A 20,829-nucleotide genomic window follows, 5' to 3' on the forward strand; every position below is an offset into this window, starting at 1 on the left:
TTATTTTAGTATTAGATTAATTGCAGAAGCTATACCTATTTCTGAATCAATGGTATTATTATATACGGGGCTTTTTCGTTTGGATAAGAAATCTTTTCTGGTAGCCTCTCCTTCATATATTTCTATACTTACAGTATTAAGGCCTTTGGTTCCAGTATTCCACGCTTTTATTGTTAAAAAATTGCTTCCTGTTTTTAATTCTATTTTTGCTGTTATTACGTCTTTTTTCTTGTTGTCTTTGTTATATATTTTCTTTTTATGAATAATCTCTTCTGAATTAAAAAATAGAGAAATGATGTCTCCATCTTCGTATTTATGATCATATAAGAATACAGTGTGAATTTTTTTTGTTAATTCAAAAGAATCTTTTGTAATAATTGAATCTTTAATTATAGGTTTTGTTGGTTTAGGTTTAGATATGGGAGGTAGTTCTGCAGTTTCTTTTTTAATTTCAATTATTTGTTCACACATTGAGGTATTTCCAGAATCATCGGTAGCATAGTAGAATTTATGGTGTTTTCCATAATCTGTAAATAAAGTATCTAATTTTTTTAAGTTGATAGCACTGCAATTATCATAGACTAAAGGCTGTTTTGTAAATACTTTAACAGGAAGGCTTTTAGCAATAATAACTGTATCTTTTGGGCAATTAATTATAGGAGAAATAGTATCAATAACTTCAATGGTGAATTGACAAAATTTGGTTCTATTATTATTGGTTTTTTTTAATACAACTTTGTTTATGCCTACAGGAAATAAAGAACCACTAGGAAGCCCTTTTACTACTGAACTTTTAGAGTTTACACAGGGACTATTTGATGTAGTTAAATAATCAACCTCTGCGTCACAACTATTTTTTGAGCAATAAACTTTGATATTGTTGGAGCAGGTTATTTCATTTGAGAAATCTACATCATTTATTGTATACATCTCATTAATAATTTCTGTTTCAGAAAGCGATCTATTAAATAGTTTTAAATCATCAATAGCACCAACAAAAAATTCATCGGCTCCAGGAATATCTCTACCTATATACAGAGGAGAAAAATTTGAGTTAAAATTATTGTAGTATTGGAATGACCATACTTTATTTCCATTAAAATAAACAGATACTATGTTTTGACTACAGACCAATGAAAAATGAAACCATTTATCAGTTTCTATTTTGTGTTTTGCAAAGTCAAAATCGTACTCGGTGAATTCTGTATTCACAGATACTGTACTTTGATAGTTATTCTGGAAAGCCTGTGCTCTAAAATGAGGGTTTGATGTTGTTTCGTTCAAATCATCTCCCTTACAAATTAAGGTAATCCAATGGTCATCATTTGTTGTCTTTGATACTTTTAGCCAGGAAGTAACTGTAAATTCATTTTTAATTTGATTAAAAGCGTCATCATGTAATACACTTAAGTAATTACTGCCATTGAATTCTAAAGCGTTGCATGCTAGTCCATTTCTACCTTCTGTAAATGATGTATTTCCAAATTTTTCAACAGTAAGGTTATAACTACTTTTATTTTCAACATCATGATTAAAAGTAAAGTGTAGTAGTAAATCTTTTTGTCCAAAAGAAAAACTTGTTATAGAAACGCTAATAAGCGTCAATATTTTGGCTAATAATATGTTGCTTTTTTTCAACATAAAGAAGTTTTATTGGTAGTAATAAACTAACAAATTGATAGCCTTGTCTATAGGTATGGTTCCTTTTATTCGTTCATCAACAGTGCCATTTTCATCAAATAGTTTAAAGGTGTTTTGAGCTCCGGTATCTAGATTGATCATCCAAATCACTTCCATATCTTTAAAACCATTTAAAAAACTAAGAACTTTTTTACTCCCTTCATATAAAGTGGTATGTTCTTCAGAATGCACAATACAATGAACTACATTTTTATCCTCATCATACCCTACAGCTAAAAATCTTCTTTCACGTGATTTAGGACTTGAATTATAAGGTGATATTTTTAATATATCATTGTAAGCTAATAAATGTGTTTGAAATACAGTTGCTTCATTTTCTTCACACCATTCCAAAAACTTTGATAAATGATAAGAGTTTCCTTTTAAGTCTAATGGTATACCAGAAATAGAACCGCCTTGAACTTTTAGGTTTTTATCTTCAAGGTTGGTGGCTACTACGCCTCCTGTAGCATAAACAATAACAAGTCCGTCAAAATCAGCAATATTCTTGTTTACAACCACGCCGTTATCAACAGTTAAACCTACAGGTAATGCAATTATGGGGTCATATTTACTCATATATGTGCCACTTGTTACACAAATAAGGTTTTTATCTTGTGACCAATTTAAAAAACGATTAGGCACAGATGTGCCATTATAATCTTTTGCAGCAAAATATTTTGCTTTAATTTTTTTTCCACTCAAGCCTCTGTCCATATATATCACTTTATAAGGATAGTTTGCATCAGTTACAGATGATACTTTAACATGTTGAGGGTTGTAAGTTTGAGCGTCTAGATGTAAAGAAAAAATAGAACATATACCCATTGTGAATAAAATTTTTCTAATCATTGCTTTTAATTTTTAATAGTGATTTTAAATTGTGGCTTTTTAAATACTTTATTCCAAAAAAACTTAATAAGGACAAGGAAGCGGCTATAAGTAGTATAAAAATCTTACATATCCATGGTGTACTATACCAAAATCGTTTAAGCATATAAAGCCATCTTTGATCTATGATATTCAGAAGTACTTTTTCAAATGTAGAATTACCAGTATTAGGAAAATACTTTTTTTGTATACAACGTTGTGCTAAATAGCGGTATTTAAAACCATATTTAGAGTTTGGTTGTTTTTTTGCCTCTGCCGATAAGTGGTTAGTAATTTGGTTGTACCAATATATTTCAATTGATTCTTTTACACTATTATCTTTAAAATCTAGTTTGTCTACCCAATTAGCAATTTGATTTATAGTATCTAGATTTGTTGACCAAATTTTAGGGTAGAGTTCTGATGTTAGTGCTTTTATAAAAACATTATTCGACAAAAAATCATTTTTAGTTATTTCTTGCAGATTAATGAGGTCATGATTTAGATCTTTTGATTCTTGTAAATTTGCTTTTTCTAAGTAAACTTTAAAAGGGAAGTTATCTAATGCTAATGTGTCATAATTGCTAAGATTTAATAAAAGTGAAGTATCATTTACTTTACCTTGTGGAAATAAAGTTATGTTTTTGAACTCATCATTATCAACCGTAATGACTTTGATAATTAAATACAAAAAAAATATTAGAAATAATGTGTTAAACATAAGACTTATAGTAAACTTGTAATCAATAGATTTATACATTTATTATGTATTATAGTTATAAATGAGTTCAAGGTAAGAGTCGCAGCATCTCCAGCTACAGGAGCATTTCTTTGTCCGTTTACAGTGGTTTATAGCAAGAACAAGATGATAATTAGATTTTTTATTTGTTAATACGAAAAAAACAGTAACAAAGCTTTCTTGACAAGGAGAAATCCGATAGTAGTATTCCATACGAAAAGGAAACTGGGCTAATTTCTAGAGTGTTTTTGTGATCATACATATTGTTACGAGTTATTATTTTTAAGAGAAATAAAAATTTTTATACTAGATATTTTTATTTGATAAAATTATTTATACGCATCCTTTGATTATACCACAATTCGCACATAGTCAAACAATTACTATATTTTATATGCCTCAAATTTATTAAGATAAAATGTTCCTCCCTTACGGGAAACCGTAAATACTATCTAAATGAATAGTAAATATTGTAGATTATTACTTTTATATAGTTAATATCCGTTGTACATTTTGATTTAAAAGTAAAAAAGTTATTCATCTTGCTGATAATCAGTAATTTGTTTTAACTGAAAAACATTTACAATGAACAACTTAACTGCAAATCACAAAAGAATATTAGAAGTATTAAGAGAAATATCAAAAGAACAGCTTTTACCCTATCAGCGGCGTCAACCAAGATTGAGTGATCTTGAATTGATCTGTTTGAGCCTAATTGCCGAATTTATGGGGATGGATAGTGAAAATGATTTATTTAGAAAACTTCCCGAGAATATATCATCAAAAATAGAGCGAAGTGTTTACAATAGACCCAGAAGGAGGCTTATAGGCAACCTTGATAGAATTCGATTGAAATTAGCCTCGCACTTTAATGAATTCGAGAATTACTTTGTTGTTGATAGTACGCCATTGGAGGTGTGTAAACTTTCTATAAGTTTGAGGTCTGAAATTTGCAAAGAGACTGTTTAAGCTAGTCCCGATAAGAGGTATTGCGTCGCACAGAACTCATATTACTATGGTTACAAACTTCATGCTATTTGTTCTGTAGAAGGTGTTTTCGAGCTATTGACCTAAGTCTAGCTTCGGTTCACGACATCAACTATCTTAAAGATATTAAAATGCAAATAAATGATTGCACATTAATTGGAGACCGAGGATACTTATCAGCAGAAATACAACTAAACTTATTTGAAATTTGCAATATCAAGTTGAATGCACCAATGAGAAACAATCAAAAGTAATACAAACAACAATCCTATGTCTTCAGAATGAAGCACAAGAGAATCGAAACCTTGTCATCATAACTGTGTGATCAGTTTATAATGAGACGCAACTAGCAACTATGCAAAGTCATTTGATGGGTTTAAAACAAGAATACTATCTAAAATAACAGTCTTAACAACCATTAAATATACAAACAAGTTCATTTTTAATAGAAATATAAGCAATATTAAAATTAGTATTATTTAAAATGCACAACGGGTTAAATAAACAAAATTGACACAAAAACTAATGTCAAACAAAGATAATTATCTATAAATATGATAAGAGATAATGAAATTATCTAACGTAGGGTTTTGCATGCTATCATATGTTATTAAATACTATTATTTGTAGTTTGACGTTGTTTAAAATGCTTGATAATTAATGTGTTGAATAATTCGCTTTACAGTTCATAACCCGGAGGTCACGAGTTCAATTCTCGTTCTCGCTACTTAAAATGAAGCAGTTACATATATTTTGTAGCTGCTTTTTTATTCTCCTATAAATAGATCTGACTATTTCCTACTTTATAATGGGTCATAAATTTCTTCCTAAAAGCCTTTTTAGATTACCATTACTCAACTTACTCTTCTAAATATACCCGAAAGACAAATTCATATAATATGACAACACCTATACATTATTTTTATAATAAGTACCAAAAGATCACTTTCTCATCTTAAATCATTATGCTACTTAGAAAACCATAATAAACACTATATTATCCATGTCTAATACTATTTATGCCAATATAGACATAACATAGTATTAGAATTGTAAAATTCTGTACTTTTAAAGTATGGATAAAATTGCTCAAATAAGCAACCAATTCATTGAAGAAAACACTCATTTTCCAAAGTTAATTAATGAAATACAAAAAGCATTTTCTTCAAAGAAAACAATTGCCCCTTTACGTCACCATCATGACTTTCCAAACCCAACAACTGGAGCAGATACCACGCTATTATTAATGCCTGCATGGAATCCTAGCGAAGATGCTGGTGTAAAAATAGTAACGATAAGTCCTGAAAATGTACAGTTTGACTTACCCTCTATTCAAGGAACGTATATCTATCTAGATGCTACAAAAGGAACTATAAAAGCTATTTTAGAAGCAAAAGAATTAACTGCAAAGCGTACAGCAGCTACTTCTGCCCTAGCCTCATCATTTTTATCACGTACAGAAGCTTCTTCTTTATTGATGATAGGAACAGGAGCACTTTCCATCAACTTAATAAAAGCCCACGCTTCAGTTAGGCCCATAAGAGAAGTATTTATTTGGGGACGTAACTTTGAGAAAGCAAAAGCACTCTCCAAAACACTACAAAATGAAAAATACACCGTAACTCCTGTTCAAACCATTGAAGAAAAAATAAAAGAGGTCGCTATTATTTCTTGTGCTACTTTATCTAAAAGACCTTTAGTATTAGGAAAACATCTAAAGCCTGGACAACATATAGATCTTGTAGGGGCCTATAAAAAAGATATGCGCGAAGCCGATAATGAAACGGTCACAAAATCTTCTGTTTTTTTAGATACCTACCAAGGAGGACTAAAGGAAAGCGGTGACATTGTAATTCCCTTACAAGAAGGGATTATTCAAGAAAGCGATATGAAAGCAGATTTATTTGAGCTATGTGCTGCCACAAAAAAAGGAAGAACTTCTAAAGAAGAAATTACCCTATTTAAATCGGTAGGTCATGCCATAGAAGACCTTGCAGCAGCCAATTATTACTATAAAAAATACACGAATGCCTAAGACTACCTATCAGAATACTATAAAAAACACCATATATACACCTCCCAAAGATTGGTTGCAGATAAAAACTATCGATATGCATACGGGTGGAGAGCCATTACGGGTTATTATAGATGGATTTCCAGTATTAAAAGGAGATTCCGTATTAGCATACCGTAGCTATTGTAAAGAAAACTACGATGTGTTACGTACAGCATTAATGTTTGAACCACGTGGACATGCAGATATGTATGGATGTATTCTAACACCTCCTAATGATGACGAAGGTGATTTTGGGATCATCTTTTTACATAATGAAGGATATTCTACTATGTGTGGACATGCTATTATCGCAATCTCTACACTCGCTATAGAAATGAATTGGGTATCCGTTATTGAAGGAGACAATACATTAAAAATCGATGCGCCTTGTGGACGTATCACTTCATATGCTCATGTAAAAAACGGAGAAATCACGAGCGTTCGTTTTCACTGTGTTCCAAGTTTTGTTGTGAGTCTGGATAGTACTGTTGATGTTCCTGAGTTGGGCATGGTCACCTATGATTTAGCCTATGGAGGTGCATTCTATGCCTATGTAGATATGGCAAAAAACACATTTGATTTTGACCTAACTCCTGATTCATATCGACAATTAATCACCAAAGGGATGGATATTAAGCATGCCGTGATGAAAGAAGATACCAGTATCCTGCATCCTTATGAAGAAGATTTAAGTTTCTTATATGGAACTATTTTTATAGACAATACAAAACAATCTTCAGGAAATGATAGTAGAAATGTGTGCATTTTTGCCGAAGGCGAAGTAGACCGCTCCCCTACGGGTTCTGGAGTTTCTGGCAGAATGGCCATTCATAAAAAACGTAATGAAATTACATATGGAGACACTATGAAAATTGAGAGTATCACCGGTTCGGTATTTAAAGGTTCTGTGATTTCAGAAGAAGAATATGGACCATTTACCGCTGTCATCCCACAAGTAGAAGGCACAGCACATATTACAGGAATGCAAACTTTTGTCATTGATCCAAAAGATCCCATGAAGAATGGTTTTATTCTAAGGTAATCCGTTTTCTATGGTATGTCATTGAGTACGTTGAAAATTGAGAAAATTATTTTATACGCTTTCGCGAAAGCGTATACAGACACATTAAAAGATGATTAAATATACATACGTACTACTTATCACCTTATTGATTATAAGTTGTTCTCAAACAGAGCAACAAGCTCCAAAACCTAGTTTTGATCATTTGGCATTGAGTCAAAACATCTTAGATTACCGCATCTCCCCAAAGGATTCATTGGATAAATCTGGGCTTATGTTTTCTGATCAAGGCGCTTGGTTTGCCTATAGTCTTCCCAAAACAGAAAATATCATACTCGGTTTTTCTGGACCGTTTTTAATGACACAACAAAATGGGATTTGGAGTAGTAATCTATTATCACGTTTAAATCTATACGAAGGTAATCATAATGACCGATTGTTAAATTCTGATACGGATGTCGTTGTACGTAGGAGTGAAGCCAGTCATCTGAGTCAGTATTTAAAAAATGAAAAGGTAGAAATAAAACAAGAACTTGTATTTCTGTCTGGACATACAGTGCTACAAAGAACTACGATTCATAATAGCAGCGAAAAATCCATTCGATTTAATGCAATCTTCCAAGGTTCGGTTTATGACATTGGGATTCAACTAACTCAAGAAAATAATAGCATCAAACTTGTTTCTGAAAAATCTCCTGCTGTTGGGTATATACAAACACAGAATGATGTTGGAAATGTATATATTTCTGAGGATAAACATTTTTATGCAATTCAAATAAATCCCATAAAACTACAACCGGGAGAATCAACTGAAGTGATCATATCTCAAAGTTTCATTTTCCCTGAGTATTCTTGGGAAGAAGAACAGCAACGCATAAACACTATAGCTTTTGATTCTCTTTTACAGCATCGTAAAACAGAAAAAGAGGCGCAATTAGCACAACTAATAACCAATCAAAAAGAAGCTTTCTCAGAAAAGAAATATAGTGAGGTCTTGGCTAAAGCACATCTTACACTACAAAACAATTGGCGTATTCCTGCTGGAGAAATAACCTATGAAGGGTTATTTCCTAGTTATCATTACGAATGGTTCAATGGTTTTTGGTCTTGGGACTCATGGAAGCATGCCGTTGGGCTTTCCTATTACAATACTGATCTCGCAAAAAAACAAATCAAATTAATGTTTGAATTTCAAAATGAGGATGGTTTTATCGCAGATTGCGTTTACAGAGATACAACTATAGAAGCTCATAATTATCGAGATACCAAACCTCCTCTTTCGGCTTGGGCAGTGGCGAAAGTATATGAAAAAGATAAAGACATCAATTTTGTGAAATATATGTATCCAAAATTGAAAAAATACCATCAATGGTGGTATGATAAACGGGATCATGATCAAGATGGAATGTGTGAATATGGGTCAACAGACGGAAGTCTTATTGCTGCAAAATGGGAAAGTGGGATGGATAATGCTATTCGTTTTGATAATTCTAAAATTGTAAAGAATAGTGAAGGTGCCTATTCTATAGATCAAGAAAGTGTAGATTTAAATGCGTATTTATATGCTGAAAAGTTATATCTAGCAACATTAGCAGAAACTTTAGAACTACATCAAGAGTCATTCTCGTATAAACATGCAGCTGAGCGATTACAACTAAAAATCCAAATACAGTTTTATGATGAGAATGATGGGTGGTTTTATGACACCACACTGGATGGCAAAACATTTATAAAAGGAGAAGGTAGCGAAGGGTGGACTCCACTTTGGGCACAGGTTGCAACACAAGAACAAGCACAAGCTGTAAAAAATCGGATGATGGATACAGAAAAATTCTTTACCACAGTCCCATTTCAAACGATGAGTGCAGATCATCCAAAATTTGCTCCATTAAAAGGATATTGGCGCGGTCCCAATTGGTTAGACCAAGCATACTTTGGAATAAAAGGATTACGTAACTATGGGTTTAAGAAAGAAGCAGATAAAGCAACTATCCAAATTATCAAAGGAGCAGAAGGGATTTTAGGCAAAGGAAAAGCAATTAGAGAAAACTATCATCCCATAACTGGAGAAGGATTACATGCTCAAAATTTTAGTTGGAGTGCAGCACATCTTATAATGCTATTACAAAAGGAGTAAAATGAATTATACGACTATAAAAACAACTATTTCTGAAGCTAAAGAGCAAATCTCTTATTTAAAATTGATTTTTAACGAAGATTTTATGCAACTTTAATGTATTATGAAAAAGAATAAGCTCCTCATACTCCTACTTTTAATTTCTCTTTTGGGATGTAAAGAAACTCCCCTACCTGAGGTTGCAACACAAACATATCATTTTAATCATCAAATATTTGAAGAAAATAAATTACCTCCGAGAGCCAGTTATTTTGCATATGAATCGGCAACTGTTTCAAAAAAAGAAAATTCTAGTCGATTTTTAAGTTTAAATGGAGATTGGAAATTTCATTGGGTGAAAGATCCAAAGCAACGCCCTACTATATTTCAACATGCAGATTTTAATGATAGCGATTGGACAACCATTCCTGTTCCTGCCAATTGGGAAGTTCAAGGTTTTGGAAATCCAATTTATCTGGATGAACGTTATCCATTTACTACCACTTGGCCAGATATACCAAAAGACTATAATCCAGTGGGCACCTATCGTAAGGAAATAACTATTACAAAAGAATTTTTATCAAAGGATGTTATTCTTCATTTTGCTGGCGCGAAATCTGCCATGTATGTGTATTTGAATGGTACATATGTAGGGTATTCACAAGGCAGTAAAACACCCGCAGAGTTTACTATCACTCCTTATCTAAAAGAAGGAGAAAACATCATTGCGCTACAAATGTTTCGATGGAGTGATGCCAGCTATGTAGAGAGTCAAGATATGTTACGAATGAGTGGTATAGAAAGAGATGTGTATTTATATACGCAGCCTAAAGTAGCAATTACTGATTATCATGCGATAACTACGCTAGATGACACCTATACCAATGGCGTTTTTAATGGTACTATTTCCATTTCAAACACTTCTGAAGAAACTGTTTCTAGGAAGATTTCTCTTTCCATTATAGATGGAGATACGACTCTTTATAATTTTTCTAAAACAATAGACATACAAAGGAATTCTATTAAAGAAATACAAACTAAAAAAATAATAGACACTGTACAGCAATGGTCTGCAGAACTTCCTAACTTATATGAATTAAAAATTACACTAGAGGATGCATCCAACCCGAACAACAATCAATTTATTACTAAACCTATAGGTTTTAAGCGCGTTGAGGTTAAAAACGCACAAATTCTTATTAATGGAAAACCCATTTACTTTAGGGGTGTAGATCGTCATGAGACAGACCCACATACAGGGCATGTTGTTTCTAAAAAATCGATGTTAAAGGATATCTTGTTAATGAAACAAAACAACATTAATGCTGTACGTTCTGCTCACTATCCTAATGATCCGTATTGGTTAGACTTATGTGATAAGTATGGTCTGTATGTTATAGATGAAGCAAATATCGAGAGTCATCCATTGGCTATTGATGAAAAAACACAAATAGGTAATGAGATGAGTTGGTTACCAGCTCATATGTCACGTACACAGCGTATGTATTATCGTGATAGGAATCATCCTTCTATATACGCTTGGTCTCTAGGTAATGAAGCAGGAGAAGGTGATATTTTCATAACTACCTACAACTGGTTGAAAAAGCAAGATGCAAATAGAATTGTACAATACGAACCTGCCGGCAAAGATGATTATACCGATATTTATTGCCCTATGTATCCAAAACCAGAATACTTAATAAATCACGGGAAATCAAGTTCTGATAAACCCTCTGTTATGATCGAATATTGTCATGCCATGGGAAATTCTGTAGGGAATTTACAAGATTATTGGGATATTATAGAAGAATACCCCAATCTACAAGGTGGTTATATTTGGGATTGGGTAGATCAAAGTTTAGAATATAAAGATGAAAATGGAAGCCCTTATTTAGCATATGGGCATGACTACCATCCTGATTTACCTACTGATGGCAATTTCTTAAATAATGGTTTGATAGATCCTTATCGGAATCCACATCCTCACCTTTCTGAAGTAAAGAAAGTATATGAACCTGTTCAATTTAATTATATAGGCAACGGAAAAATACAAGTAACTAATAAGAACTTCTTTGCTGACTTTTCTAATAACACAATATCGTGGCAGCTATTAAAGAATGGTAAAGTCATTAAAAAGAAAAAGGATATATCTATACAAGTACAACCACAAGAAAGCGTCATTTTTACGCTTCAGGAGTTACCCAAAACACTAGCTTTAGATAGTGAATATATCTTACAATTTAGTTTAATTCAAAAAGAGGCAAAACATCTTATTTCAAAAAATCATGAAATAGCTTGGGATGAGTTTGTGTTACAGAAAAGTGCTTCTTCTCAATTTACTTCTAATTCACAAACAACATTTGCTATTACAGAAGACGCTACCTCTTTTACAATTAAAAATGATAAAGTACATTTAAGAATTAATGCAACAACTGGAGAGATTATATCTTGGAGTCAGAAAGGTCATGAAATCACAAAACAGCCTATTCGTCCTAATTTCTGGCGCCCTCCTACAGATAATGATTTAGGCAATGGTATGGATACATGGGCAAAAGTTTGGCAAGAAGCAACGTATAATTATACAAGTACATTGGTAAAAAAACCTATCGTTACAAATACAGGTGCTTTTTATGGGGTTGAATACCAATTACCCAATGACATTGGTTTTATAAAAACGCTATATGTAATACAAGATACAGGGAATCTCTCTATTGACTATACATTCATCCCAAAACAAAAGGAATTACCGGTTATTCCAAGAATAGGTATGTATCTTACATTACCAAATGATTTCACAGAGATCTCTTGGTATGGGAAAGGACCACAAGAAAGTTATTGGGATCGAAAAACTGGACAAAAAACAGGGATTTACACGGGGAAAATTATAGATCAATTTGAACGCTATTCACGTCCACAAGAAACAGGAAATAAGACAGATGTCCGTTGGGTGAAGATTACGTCAGATGCACTATCCTTAAAAGTAAATAGTTTGCAATTACTAAATACTAGTGTGTGGCCATTTGATATGAAAGAGCTTGATTTTACAAGTGAAGAAGCAGGTAAATCGGCATCAGGATTAGTTCCCGTCACCAAAAAACATGGAGCAGATATTAAATTAGGAAATACCATACAATGGAATATCGATTATTTACAAATGGGACTTGGCGGTGATACATCATGGGGACGATTAGTGCATCCCGAGTATACAATTCCTGCAAATACTAAGCATACCTATTCATTTACTATTCAACCAATTTTAAATTAAAAATTATGAAACATCTTTTTTTAATACTAATAACAAGTACCCTTTTTCTTAATTGCCAAGCGCAAACGACAGAGCAAGACGATAAAAAAGCAATTAGAGCAGTTATGCAAGCTCAACAAGAAGCCTGGTCTCAAAATGACTTAGAAGGTTTTATGAAAGGGTATTGGAAAAGTGATTCTCTAAAGTTTTATGGTAGCCGAGGACTCACAAAAGGGTGGGAACAAACACTAGCCAACTATAAAAAAGGATACCCTACAAAGGAGCATAGTGGAACACTTACATTTACGATAGAAGATATTTCAAAAATAGAAGCACATAGTTATTGGGTAATGGGACAATACCATTTAAAACGTGGTGTCGGAGATGCCAATGGTAATTTTCTAATCATCTTTAAACGCATAGATGGCGAGTGGAAAATTGTCGCAGACATGTCTTCGTAAGATTTATAATATTTAGGTTATTTACAGAAAAGGATCAATGCTTCATCATTGCCTCTATAGCTTCTATTTCTATAGGCATAGCTTCGGTTAAATTACGATTACCATTTTTTGTAATGAGATAATCATTTTCCAATCGGCAACCAATCCCCTCTTCTGGGATATAGATTCCTGGTTCGCATGTTAGTACCATTCCTTCCTCTAACGGACGTGAATACAACCCTACATCATGTACATCTAATCCTATGTGGTGTGCGGTACCATGCATAAAATATTTTTTATACAAGGGTTTCTTTGCATCTTGATTAGCAATTTCATCTGCACTTAACAAACCTAATTGTATCAATTCCGCTTCTACAAGACCTACCATTTGAGCTTCATAATCTGAAGGAAGGATACCTGGTTTTAAAAGCTTACTTCCTTCTTTTAAGCAATGTAACACAGCGCTGTATACTTCCTTTTGTCTTTTAGAAAATATTCCATTTACAGGAAAACATCGCGTTGTATCACTATTATAGTTTGCATAACAGACACCAAAATCTAATAATATCATATCGCAATCATAACAAACAGCATCATTCGTATTATAATGCAAGGCACAGGCATTTTTTCCTGATGCAACAATGGGTTTGAAAGCATGACGAGATGCGCCAGATTTGACTAAGTTATAAGCTAACTCTGCTTCTAATTCGTACTCGTTAATATTAGGTTTACAGCTTTTTAATACTCGCTCAAAAGATGTTACACTAATAGCAATTGCTTTTTCTATCAATGCAACCTCTATATCGGATTTTAAGGGACGTAATTCCCTTGTTATTTTTGCTGCTCTATGATATTCGTGTAAAGGGTATTTTTCTTTACACCATAAAATCATTCGGTCTTGCTGTGTTTGCTGATCTTTTGTTACTCTTTTGATATGCTCATTATGCCCTAGATAAAATCCATCAGCTTCAAAAGCCATAAGCTGTAGTATTTTCTCAAAGTCATGTAGCCATTCTACACGTGTAATACCTGAAATTTCAGAAGCCTGCTCTTTTGTTAGTTTCTCACCGTCCCAAATTTTAATCTGTTCATTAGTTTCTTTTACAAAAAGAATTTCTCGGTTTTCTTTTTTATATGCATCGGGATATAACACCAAGATAGTATCTTCTTGATCAATGCCTGAGAGATAAAACAAATCAGCATTTTGAGTAAACCCCATTACGTCATCAGCATTGGTATGTTTAACATCATTTGAAGTTAGAACAGTAATGGTATTTTGTTTCATTTTGGAAACAAAACGATTTCTATTATTTATAAATAAACTATTGTTAATCTTCTTATAACGCATATTAGTTTTCTATTTAAATAATGAAAAAGAGATGTAGAAAGGTAACAAAAGTAATATATTATTCATTCTTTATTAGCTATTACCAAATAGCTCATTATAGTATTAGTATTAGGTATTATATGTTATTACTTTCAAATAAAAAACATCAATTAACAGATTACAAGTACCAGTATTCTCATGGATATAAAAAAGCAGCTACATTCAAAATGCAACTGCTTTTTATCACAAATACTTATATCTAACTTTCAGAAGTGGTTTAAAAGTAATGTTTCAAGTATACGCTTTCGCGAAAGCGTATATAACATGGGCGCTATTAAGGGGTGAAAAGCGATTATTAGTTTGTAAGATCAAAATCATTGACAGCATCAGAAATCTCATAGCCCAAACGAATTCCTTCATCACTATCTATTTGAACGTGTACGCCTAGAGGCACTCGAGAATAGGCGTTTTCTTGTGCCATTTCTGAAAAAGAACTGTACGTACGTGGATTTCCATTAAACTCTACTCTTCCATCGTGACTTCTATCTGTAAAACCGATAGCATCACCTCCGAAAAATTGAGCAAAAACACCAGCCGACACTCCTGCAAATGTCGCATGACCCGATGGGTAGCTTGGAAATGCAGGGTTAGGTGAATCAATAAATAGTGATAGATTCGTATCAAAATCTGCATTCATATTTGCTCTTATATACGTACTAGGACGTTGGGTATCATACGTGTACTTATCATCCCAAGCAGAAACTGCCGCATCATTTATCGCAAAACCAAGTCTAAGTAAAAGCTCTAATGTCTGCGCATATTCTAAATCTTCCTGTGCAATCAATTGATTTGCAATAGAAAATTGTCTTCCCGGAGGACTCATCATCAAGCTTTCTACATCGTCAGACCAAAACTCAGCAATCCATAAATCTTCATTATCCTCTTCTCTTGCTACCGTTGCAATATCATTTACCTCTTCCATGGCTATATAATATTCACTTGTTGTGTCTGTACTATAGTCATATGCAGGAGGGATACTCGTAGTTTCATCTGGAGAGATCACAAATGTTCTCACACTATTCCAATAAGGAAACCATGCACTTTCTCCTTCTGCTGCTATCCATAAACCATCACCTACAGGTGCTATGTAAGACGCTGGGTTTGGGTCTAGAATCTGAGTCTCAGCATCTGTATCACTTTGACTATATGCGATCACACGTTCTGCAACATACGTACCCCATTCTATAGAATTTTCAATTTCAGATTCAGACAAATCTGTCGATAACTCACTTGCCATACTTTCTTGTAAAATGGCTATAGCAGCTTTTTCATTGTTTGATACACTAAACATAAAGTGATCAAAAACCAAAGCATAACAAGTGTTAAGTGCTAGATCTACGTCTACATTGTCTTCACGCTGATTCTCATTAATAGTAAATCCTTGTAATCTATCCTCATTTGAAGTATATCCATCCATATCAGCTACAGCGGTTTCATACCCTGCTAAATGAATATAAGCAAGTGCTCTTGCAGTAGAATTAGGTCTCATAGCATCTGTATAGCGGTCTAAATCTAGCCAAAGATCATTCCAGTCTGTAATCAATTGTGTGGTTGCATTTGTTACTACAGGTGTATCTACAACAGTTGTGTCTTGAGCATCGTCATCGTTTGCACAGGATTGTAATAACACTACAGTCACTGCTATGGCAAATATTATTTTAAAATATGGTCGTTTCATAAGTAATTGTGTTAAATGGTTAGAAAAAGCATATAAGTCATTCATATTTATATGCCTTCTTAAGCATTATTTTGGCGCCAAATAGTGTTTAAAAAGTGTAGTGTTTTTTTCATAAACTAACTGAAATTATATAGGGTTATCTACTGTAAATAACTGAATATTCATTGTATGTATTATGGCTAGAATTGGGTTTTCAGCGAAGTTGGTATTCTTTTCAGTAAATGACATCTTAGCTTCTGTAAAACCACTTTATTGTAGCAATCAAATAATCATTATTGAAAGCTCACTAATCTTATTTTACTTTAATTTGCGATATGAAAGCAATGAAAAGAATCCTATTTCAGGTTTTGTTTTGGACTATTGTATGGGTAATTATGGCATTAGGACATAAGGACATCCCCAATTTCATAGCACAAAATAGTGTTATTTATGTGCTTCAGATCGCACTTATTAGTATTATCACTTTAAGCCTGGCTCCTACCTTTTTAAATAGAAAGAAAAAAACACCTTTTATTATTATTGGTCTTGGAATTATCATTCTATGTGCTTTTTTATCCTATCAGTTTTCGGCAGATGGGCCTTTTAAAAACAGACCAGATAGACCTTCCAAAAACATTCAAGACCAAAGACCTCCAAACCACTTAGAAGGATTACCTCCTGGCCCGCCTCCACAGGATGGTAGAAGAAAACCACCTCCAAATCCTCAAAAAAACTTAACCCAATTTGGCAAAGCACTTAACTCCCCTTTTCTTATTAACTTTTTATTACTCTGTATCACTTTTATTCTAACTACCGTTATAGAAGTTTTCTTGTTTGCCAAAAGAAAAGAAGCTGCACTCATATTAAGTAAAACAGAAACACTAGAAACCGAATTAAAGCTCTTAAAATCACAGATCAATCCGCATTTTCTTTTTAATGCACTAAATAATATCTATTCCCTATCTGCTATAGATACTCAAAAAACACAAGAAAGTATTAGTTACTTATCTAATATGTTACGCTATGTATTGTATGAATGTGAACGACCCTTTGTACCGCTTCAAAAAGAAGTAGACTACATCAATGATTATATCAAACTATTTTCTCTTAAAAGCAGTAAAACATACCCTATCAAGACTCAATTTACAATGGATGATCCTAACATAGAGATTGCTCCTATGTTACTTATTCCATTTGTAGAAAATGCTTTTAAACATAGTAACATAGAAAGCATTCAAAATACTTTCATTAAAATATACATAAATGCTACTCAAGATACGATTACCTTTAAAGTAGAAAACACGATTGCCAATGTACATACCGAAAAAGATACTGTGGGCGGTATTGGATTAGAAAATGTAAAGAAACGACTTGCCATAGTATACCCCGAAAAGCATACCTTAACCGTTTTAGAAGGAATCGATGTATTTCAAGTTCAATTAAAAATAAAAACCAATGCTTAAGTGTATCATTATAGATGATGAAGAGTTAGCAAGAGCTTTGCTTAAAAGTTATGTAGATAAGCTTGATTTTATTGTTTCAAAAGGAGCATATGAAAATCCTTTAGAGGCATTACCTATCTTAAAATCAGAAGTGATTGATGTTGTATTTTTAGATATCCAAATGCCACAACTTAAAGGTACAGACTTTGCAAAGATGATTTCACCAACTACTAGAGTGATTTTTACAACGGCATATTCAGAATATGCGCTAGATGGATATGAACTCAACGCCATAGATTACCTCTTAAAACCAATTACTTTTGAACGTTTTTTAACGGCCGTAAACAAAGTACAAACAACTACGAGAAATATAACAGACATAGGCTCGCAAACTATCACAATAAAGTCTGGATACGACTTACACAAAGTACGCTTATCAGAAATTTATTATATAAAAAGTGATAGTGAATATGTGACTTTTTATCTAGATAATAAAAAGATCATGTCTTATCAAAGTTTAAAATCACTGGAAGACAGTTTACCTCCTTCCCTATTTATGCGGGTGCATCGTTCTTATATCATTAATAAAAACAAAGTGCAGGCCTTAAAGGATAAGGATATCATCATACAAGATCACCGTATTCCTGTAAGTACCACTTATTTTGAGACTGTAAAAAAAGAGTTATTTTCATAAGGTATACGCTTTCAAGGAATTTATGACGTAGAAGTTTATACTAAGCTTACCGAAGTGCGAAATCGAGCTTGCAAGACCTGTCTGCTGGCAAGCAAGTTCACGACCGAAGGGAGAATGAAATGGTAAAGCGAATAAAGAATAACATTAAAATTATAATACTCAAAAAAATAGATATCCAACTTAATCACAATAAATTAGGGTGCTGTCTGCAAATGTATAGGCATTTGTTGGAATCACAAGTTCATTGCAATTTAAAGACGCATATATATCAACACATGAATCAACAAGAATTGATTTATTCCCTATTTGCCTACAAGTACAAGAAAATTCTGTACTATTAGGAATATAGATATCGACACATTCTTGAATGATATCGTTAAGGTTTTGGTTAGGTACCACCCCTTCATAAATTAAATAATATCTATTGGGGTAAATAGGGTGTTCTTCTGCACCAATAACACGTGTAAAAACACAACCAAAGACAGGGTGTATAACATCATAAGAACTCCTCTGATTAAAATATAGAAAATGATCAAGAAAACTATAACCTTCATCTGAGAAACCAACATTAATTCTTAAGGTTATATCTGATATTTCACAGTCATTTTCAAAGGACGCTTCCAAGTTACTAATATCACTAGATGTTCCATTATCTGAAATTTGTTCTGTTGTACAAGTCATAAATAATAGAGCAAGCATTGCAAATAAGAATAAACATATTAATTTTTTCATGGGAACTATTTTAAAACTAATAATAACAAGAAATACCTAAACAAAAATCTGACATTCAACAATATACATCATTATTCTTATATATTAGCCCATTGCCTTTTATTTTTATTATGCCCTAACCAACGATCATTAGCCTCATCGTAAGCTACACTTTCTACTGATTGATAATTTTATAAAATGCCTTCCATGTAGGCCAAGGCGCATAAAATTGCGCATCGGATTTTCATGAATTATAGTTTTAAGTGAAGGCACAAAAGATACTTTAGATATAATTAATGATACATATATCATAAGGTTTACACTCTAGGCAAATCACTCTCATCTTTTAGTGGTAATGTAGAACTACCCATTAAATATGTATCTACGTGATGTGCCGCTTGTCTTCCTTCGGAAATTGCCCATACAATAAGGGATTGGCCTCTACGCATGTCTCCAGCTGTAAAAACACCAGAAACATTGGTTTTATAATCTTTAGTAGTAGCTTGAATATTTGTTCTCCCATCCATCGTTACTCCAAACTGTTCGGCTAGGGTTTTCTCTGCTCCTGTAAAACCAAGTGCTAATAAAGCTAGATCGCACTTCCATTCTTTTTCGGTGTTGGGTACTTCTTTTAATTGTGGACGCTCTCCATCTTTAAAAATCCATTCTACCTGAGTAGTTTTTAATGCTTTTAGATTGCCTTTTGTATCTCCTATAAACTCTTTAGTAGAAATACTAAAAAAACGCTCTACGCCTTCTTGATGCGAAGACGTTGTCTTGAGTTTCATAGGCCAATAGGGCCAAGGTTGATGCGCAGGTCTGCCTTCTGTGGGTTTATTTAAAATCTCAAAATTGGTGACTGATATAGCGCCATGGCGATTAGAGGTTCCAATACAGTCAGATCCCGTATCACCGCCACCAATAACAATGACATGTTTTCCTTGCGCAGTGAGCACTTCTTCAAAATCTGAAATGCCATCTACTCGCTGATTGTTTTGTTTTAAGAAATCCATAGCTTGATGCACGCCTTTTAGATCGGCGCCATCAATAGGTAAATTTCTCTTTACAGTAGCGCCGCCGCATAATACCACCGCATCAAATTCGTTTTGCAACTCACTAGCTTTTATTGTTTTGCCAACTTCTATATTGGTTTTAAAAATAATTCCTTCTTCTTCTAAGATTTTAATACGTCTATCAATAATGTGTTTTTCTAATTTAAAATCTGGAATACCGTAACGTAATAATCCACCTACTTTTGCATCCCGTTCAAAAACAGTAATAAGATGTCCCGCCCGATTGAGTTGTTGAGCTGCGGCAAGTCCTGCGGGTCCTGATCCTATAATGGCAACTGTTTTACCGGTTCTTTGTTTCGGAGGGTTTGGGGTGATCCACGCTTTCGCGAAAGCGGTTTCTACAATATTTTTTTCAATATTCTCAATAGTAACGGGGTCTTCATTAATGCCTAACACACATGCTTCTTCACAAGGTGCAGGACATAAACGTCCCGTAAACTCAGGAAAATTATTGGTTTTATGTAAAATCTGTGCAGCTTCTTCCCACTTACCCTTATACACCTTATCATTAAAATCAGGAATAAAATTACCCAAAGGACATCCGCTATGACAAAACGGAATACCACAATCCATACAACGCGCTCCTTGATCTTGAAGTTTTGAGGGTTCTAATGGAATGGTAAATTCCTTATAATTTTTGATACGTTCTTTAGGAGATTCATAGGCCTCTTCTTGACGTTCATATTCTAAAAATCCTGTGATCTTTCCCATG

14 protein-coding genes and 1 pseudogene are annotated in these 20,829 nt (G+C 33.3%); 8 read left to right on the forward strand and 7 right to left on the reverse strand.

The annotated features are described in order from the left end of the window. From CHB80_RS08950 to CHB80_RS08960, 3 genes are read right to left on the reverse strand one after another with little or no spacing between them, the layout of a single operon-like run. On the reverse strand, positions 1-1,641 hold the full coding sequence (locus CHB80_RS08950) for a LamG domain-containing protein (RefSeq protein ID WP_089371103.1): 1,641 nt from the start codon (positions 1,639-1,641) through the stop codon (positions 1-3). A gap of 9 nt (positions 1,642-1,650) precedes the next feature. Continuing rightward, entirely contained in the window at positions 1,651-2,532 is an 882-nt protein-coding gene (locus CHB80_RS08955; protein ID WP_089371104.1) for a hypothetical protein, read from the reverse strand. Further along, complete coding sequence (locus tag CHB80_RS08960) at positions 2,525-3,271, reverse strand: hypothetical protein (protein ID WP_089371105.1); 747 nt, start codon at positions 3,269-3,271, stop codon at positions 2,525-2,527. The genes CHB80_RS08955 and CHB80_RS08960 overlap by 8 nt, the downstream gene beginning before the upstream one ends. A 603-nt stretch (positions 3,272-3,874) precedes the next feature. Here CHB80_RS08960 and CHB80_RS08965 point away from each other — a divergent pair. The 6 genes and pseudogenes from CHB80_RS08965 (at position 3,875) to CHB80_RS08990 (ending at position 13,174) form a co-directional block, all read left to right on the forward strand. Continuing rightward, positions 3,875-4,759: pseudogene (locus CHB80_RS08965) on the forward strand (IS982 family transposase). 592 nt (positions 4,760-5,351) lie between these two features. Further along, positions 5,352-6,311, forward strand: coding sequence for an ornithine cyclodeaminase family protein (locus CHB80_RS08970; RefSeq protein WP_089371106.1), 960 nt, complete (start codon positions 5,352-5,354; stop codon positions 6,309-6,311). Then, entirely contained in the window at positions 6,304-7,374 is a 1,071-nt protein-coding gene (locus tag CHB80_RS08975) for a proline racemase family protein (RefSeq protein ID WP_089371107.1), read from the forward strand. Before CHB80_RS08970 ends, CHB80_RS08975 begins: the two co-directional genes overlap by 8 nt. Positions 7,375-7,465: 91 nt before the next feature. Beyond that, positions 7,466-9,490 carry an MGH1-like glycoside hydrolase domain-containing protein gene (locus tag CHB80_RS08980; RefSeq protein WP_089371108.1) on the forward strand — a complete coding sequence of 675 codons (2,025 nt, stop codon included), beginning with the start codon at positions 7,466-7,468 and terminating at the stop codon, positions 9,488-9,490. A gap of 103 nt (positions 9,491-9,593) precedes the next feature. Further along, the gene (locus CHB80_RS08985) at positions 9,594-12,734 is read left to right on the forward strand and encodes a glycoside hydrolase family 2 TIM barrel-domain containing protein (RefSeq protein ID WP_089371109.1); all 3,141 of its coding nucleotides are present in this window, start codon (positions 9,594-9,596) and stop codon (positions 12,732-12,734) included. 5 nt (positions 12,735-12,739) lie between these two features. Next, positions 12,740-13,174, forward strand: a complete 435-nt coding sequence (locus CHB80_RS08990; RefSeq protein ID WP_089371110.1) for a YybH family protein — start codon at positions 12,740-12,742, stop codon at positions 13,172-13,174. Between the two features lie 34 nt (positions 13,175-13,208). Here CHB80_RS08990 and CHB80_RS08995 read toward each other — a convergent pair whose 3' ends face one another. Beyond that, positions 13,209-14,501 (reverse strand): aminopeptidase P family protein, encoded by a 1,293-nt coding sequence (locus tag CHB80_RS08995; RefSeq protein ID WP_089371111.1) that lies wholly within the window; start codon positions 14,499-14,501, stop codon positions 13,209-13,211. A 334-nt stretch (positions 14,502-14,835) separates the two neighbouring features. Beyond that, positions 14,836-16,218 carry a vanadium-dependent haloperoxidase gene (locus CHB80_RS09000; protein WP_179218123.1) on the reverse strand — a complete coding sequence of 461 codons (1,383 nt, stop codon included), beginning with the start codon at positions 16,216-16,218 and terminating at the stop codon, positions 14,836-14,838. A 323-nt stretch (positions 16,219-16,541) separates the two neighbouring features. Between CHB80_RS09000 and CHB80_RS09005 the strand changes: the two genes are divergently transcribed. Together CHB80_RS09005 and CHB80_RS09010 are read left to right on the forward strand one after the other, a co-directional pair. Continuing rightward, positions 16,542-17,660, forward strand: a complete 1,119-nt coding sequence (locus tag CHB80_RS09005; RefSeq protein ID WP_229746856.1) for a sensor histidine kinase — start codon at positions 16,542-16,544, stop codon at positions 17,658-17,660. Continuing rightward, positions 17,653-18,333, forward strand: coding sequence for a LytR/AlgR family response regulator transcription factor (locus CHB80_RS09010; RefSeq protein WP_089371114.1), 681 nt, complete (start codon positions 17,653-17,655; stop codon positions 18,331-18,333). Before CHB80_RS09005 ends, CHB80_RS09010 begins: the two co-directional genes overlap by 8 nt. Positions 18,334-18,513: 180 nt before the next feature. On the opposite strand, the gene CHB80_RS09015 is transcribed toward CHB80_RS09010, so the two are convergent. Together CHB80_RS09015 and CHB80_RS09020 are read right to left on the reverse strand one after the other, a co-directional pair. Beyond that, positions 18,514-19,065 carry a hypothetical protein gene (locus tag CHB80_RS09015; protein ID WP_143337084.1) on the reverse strand — a complete coding sequence of 184 codons (552 nt, stop codon included), beginning with the start codon at positions 19,063-19,065 and terminating at the stop codon, positions 18,514-18,516. A 296-nt stretch (positions 19,066-19,361) separates the two neighbouring features. Beyond that, positions 19,362-20,828, reverse strand: a complete 1,467-nt coding sequence (locus CHB80_RS09020) for a glutamate synthase subunit beta (RefSeq protein ID WP_089371116.1) — start codon at positions 20,826-20,828, stop codon at positions 19,362-19,364. Between the last annotated feature and the right edge of the window lies 1 nt (position 20,829).

The organism is Dokdonia pacifica (genome assembly GCF_900188275.1).
GTDB lineage: Bacteria > Bacteroidota > Bacteroidia > Flavobacteriales > Flavobacteriaceae > Dokdonia > Dokdonia pacifica.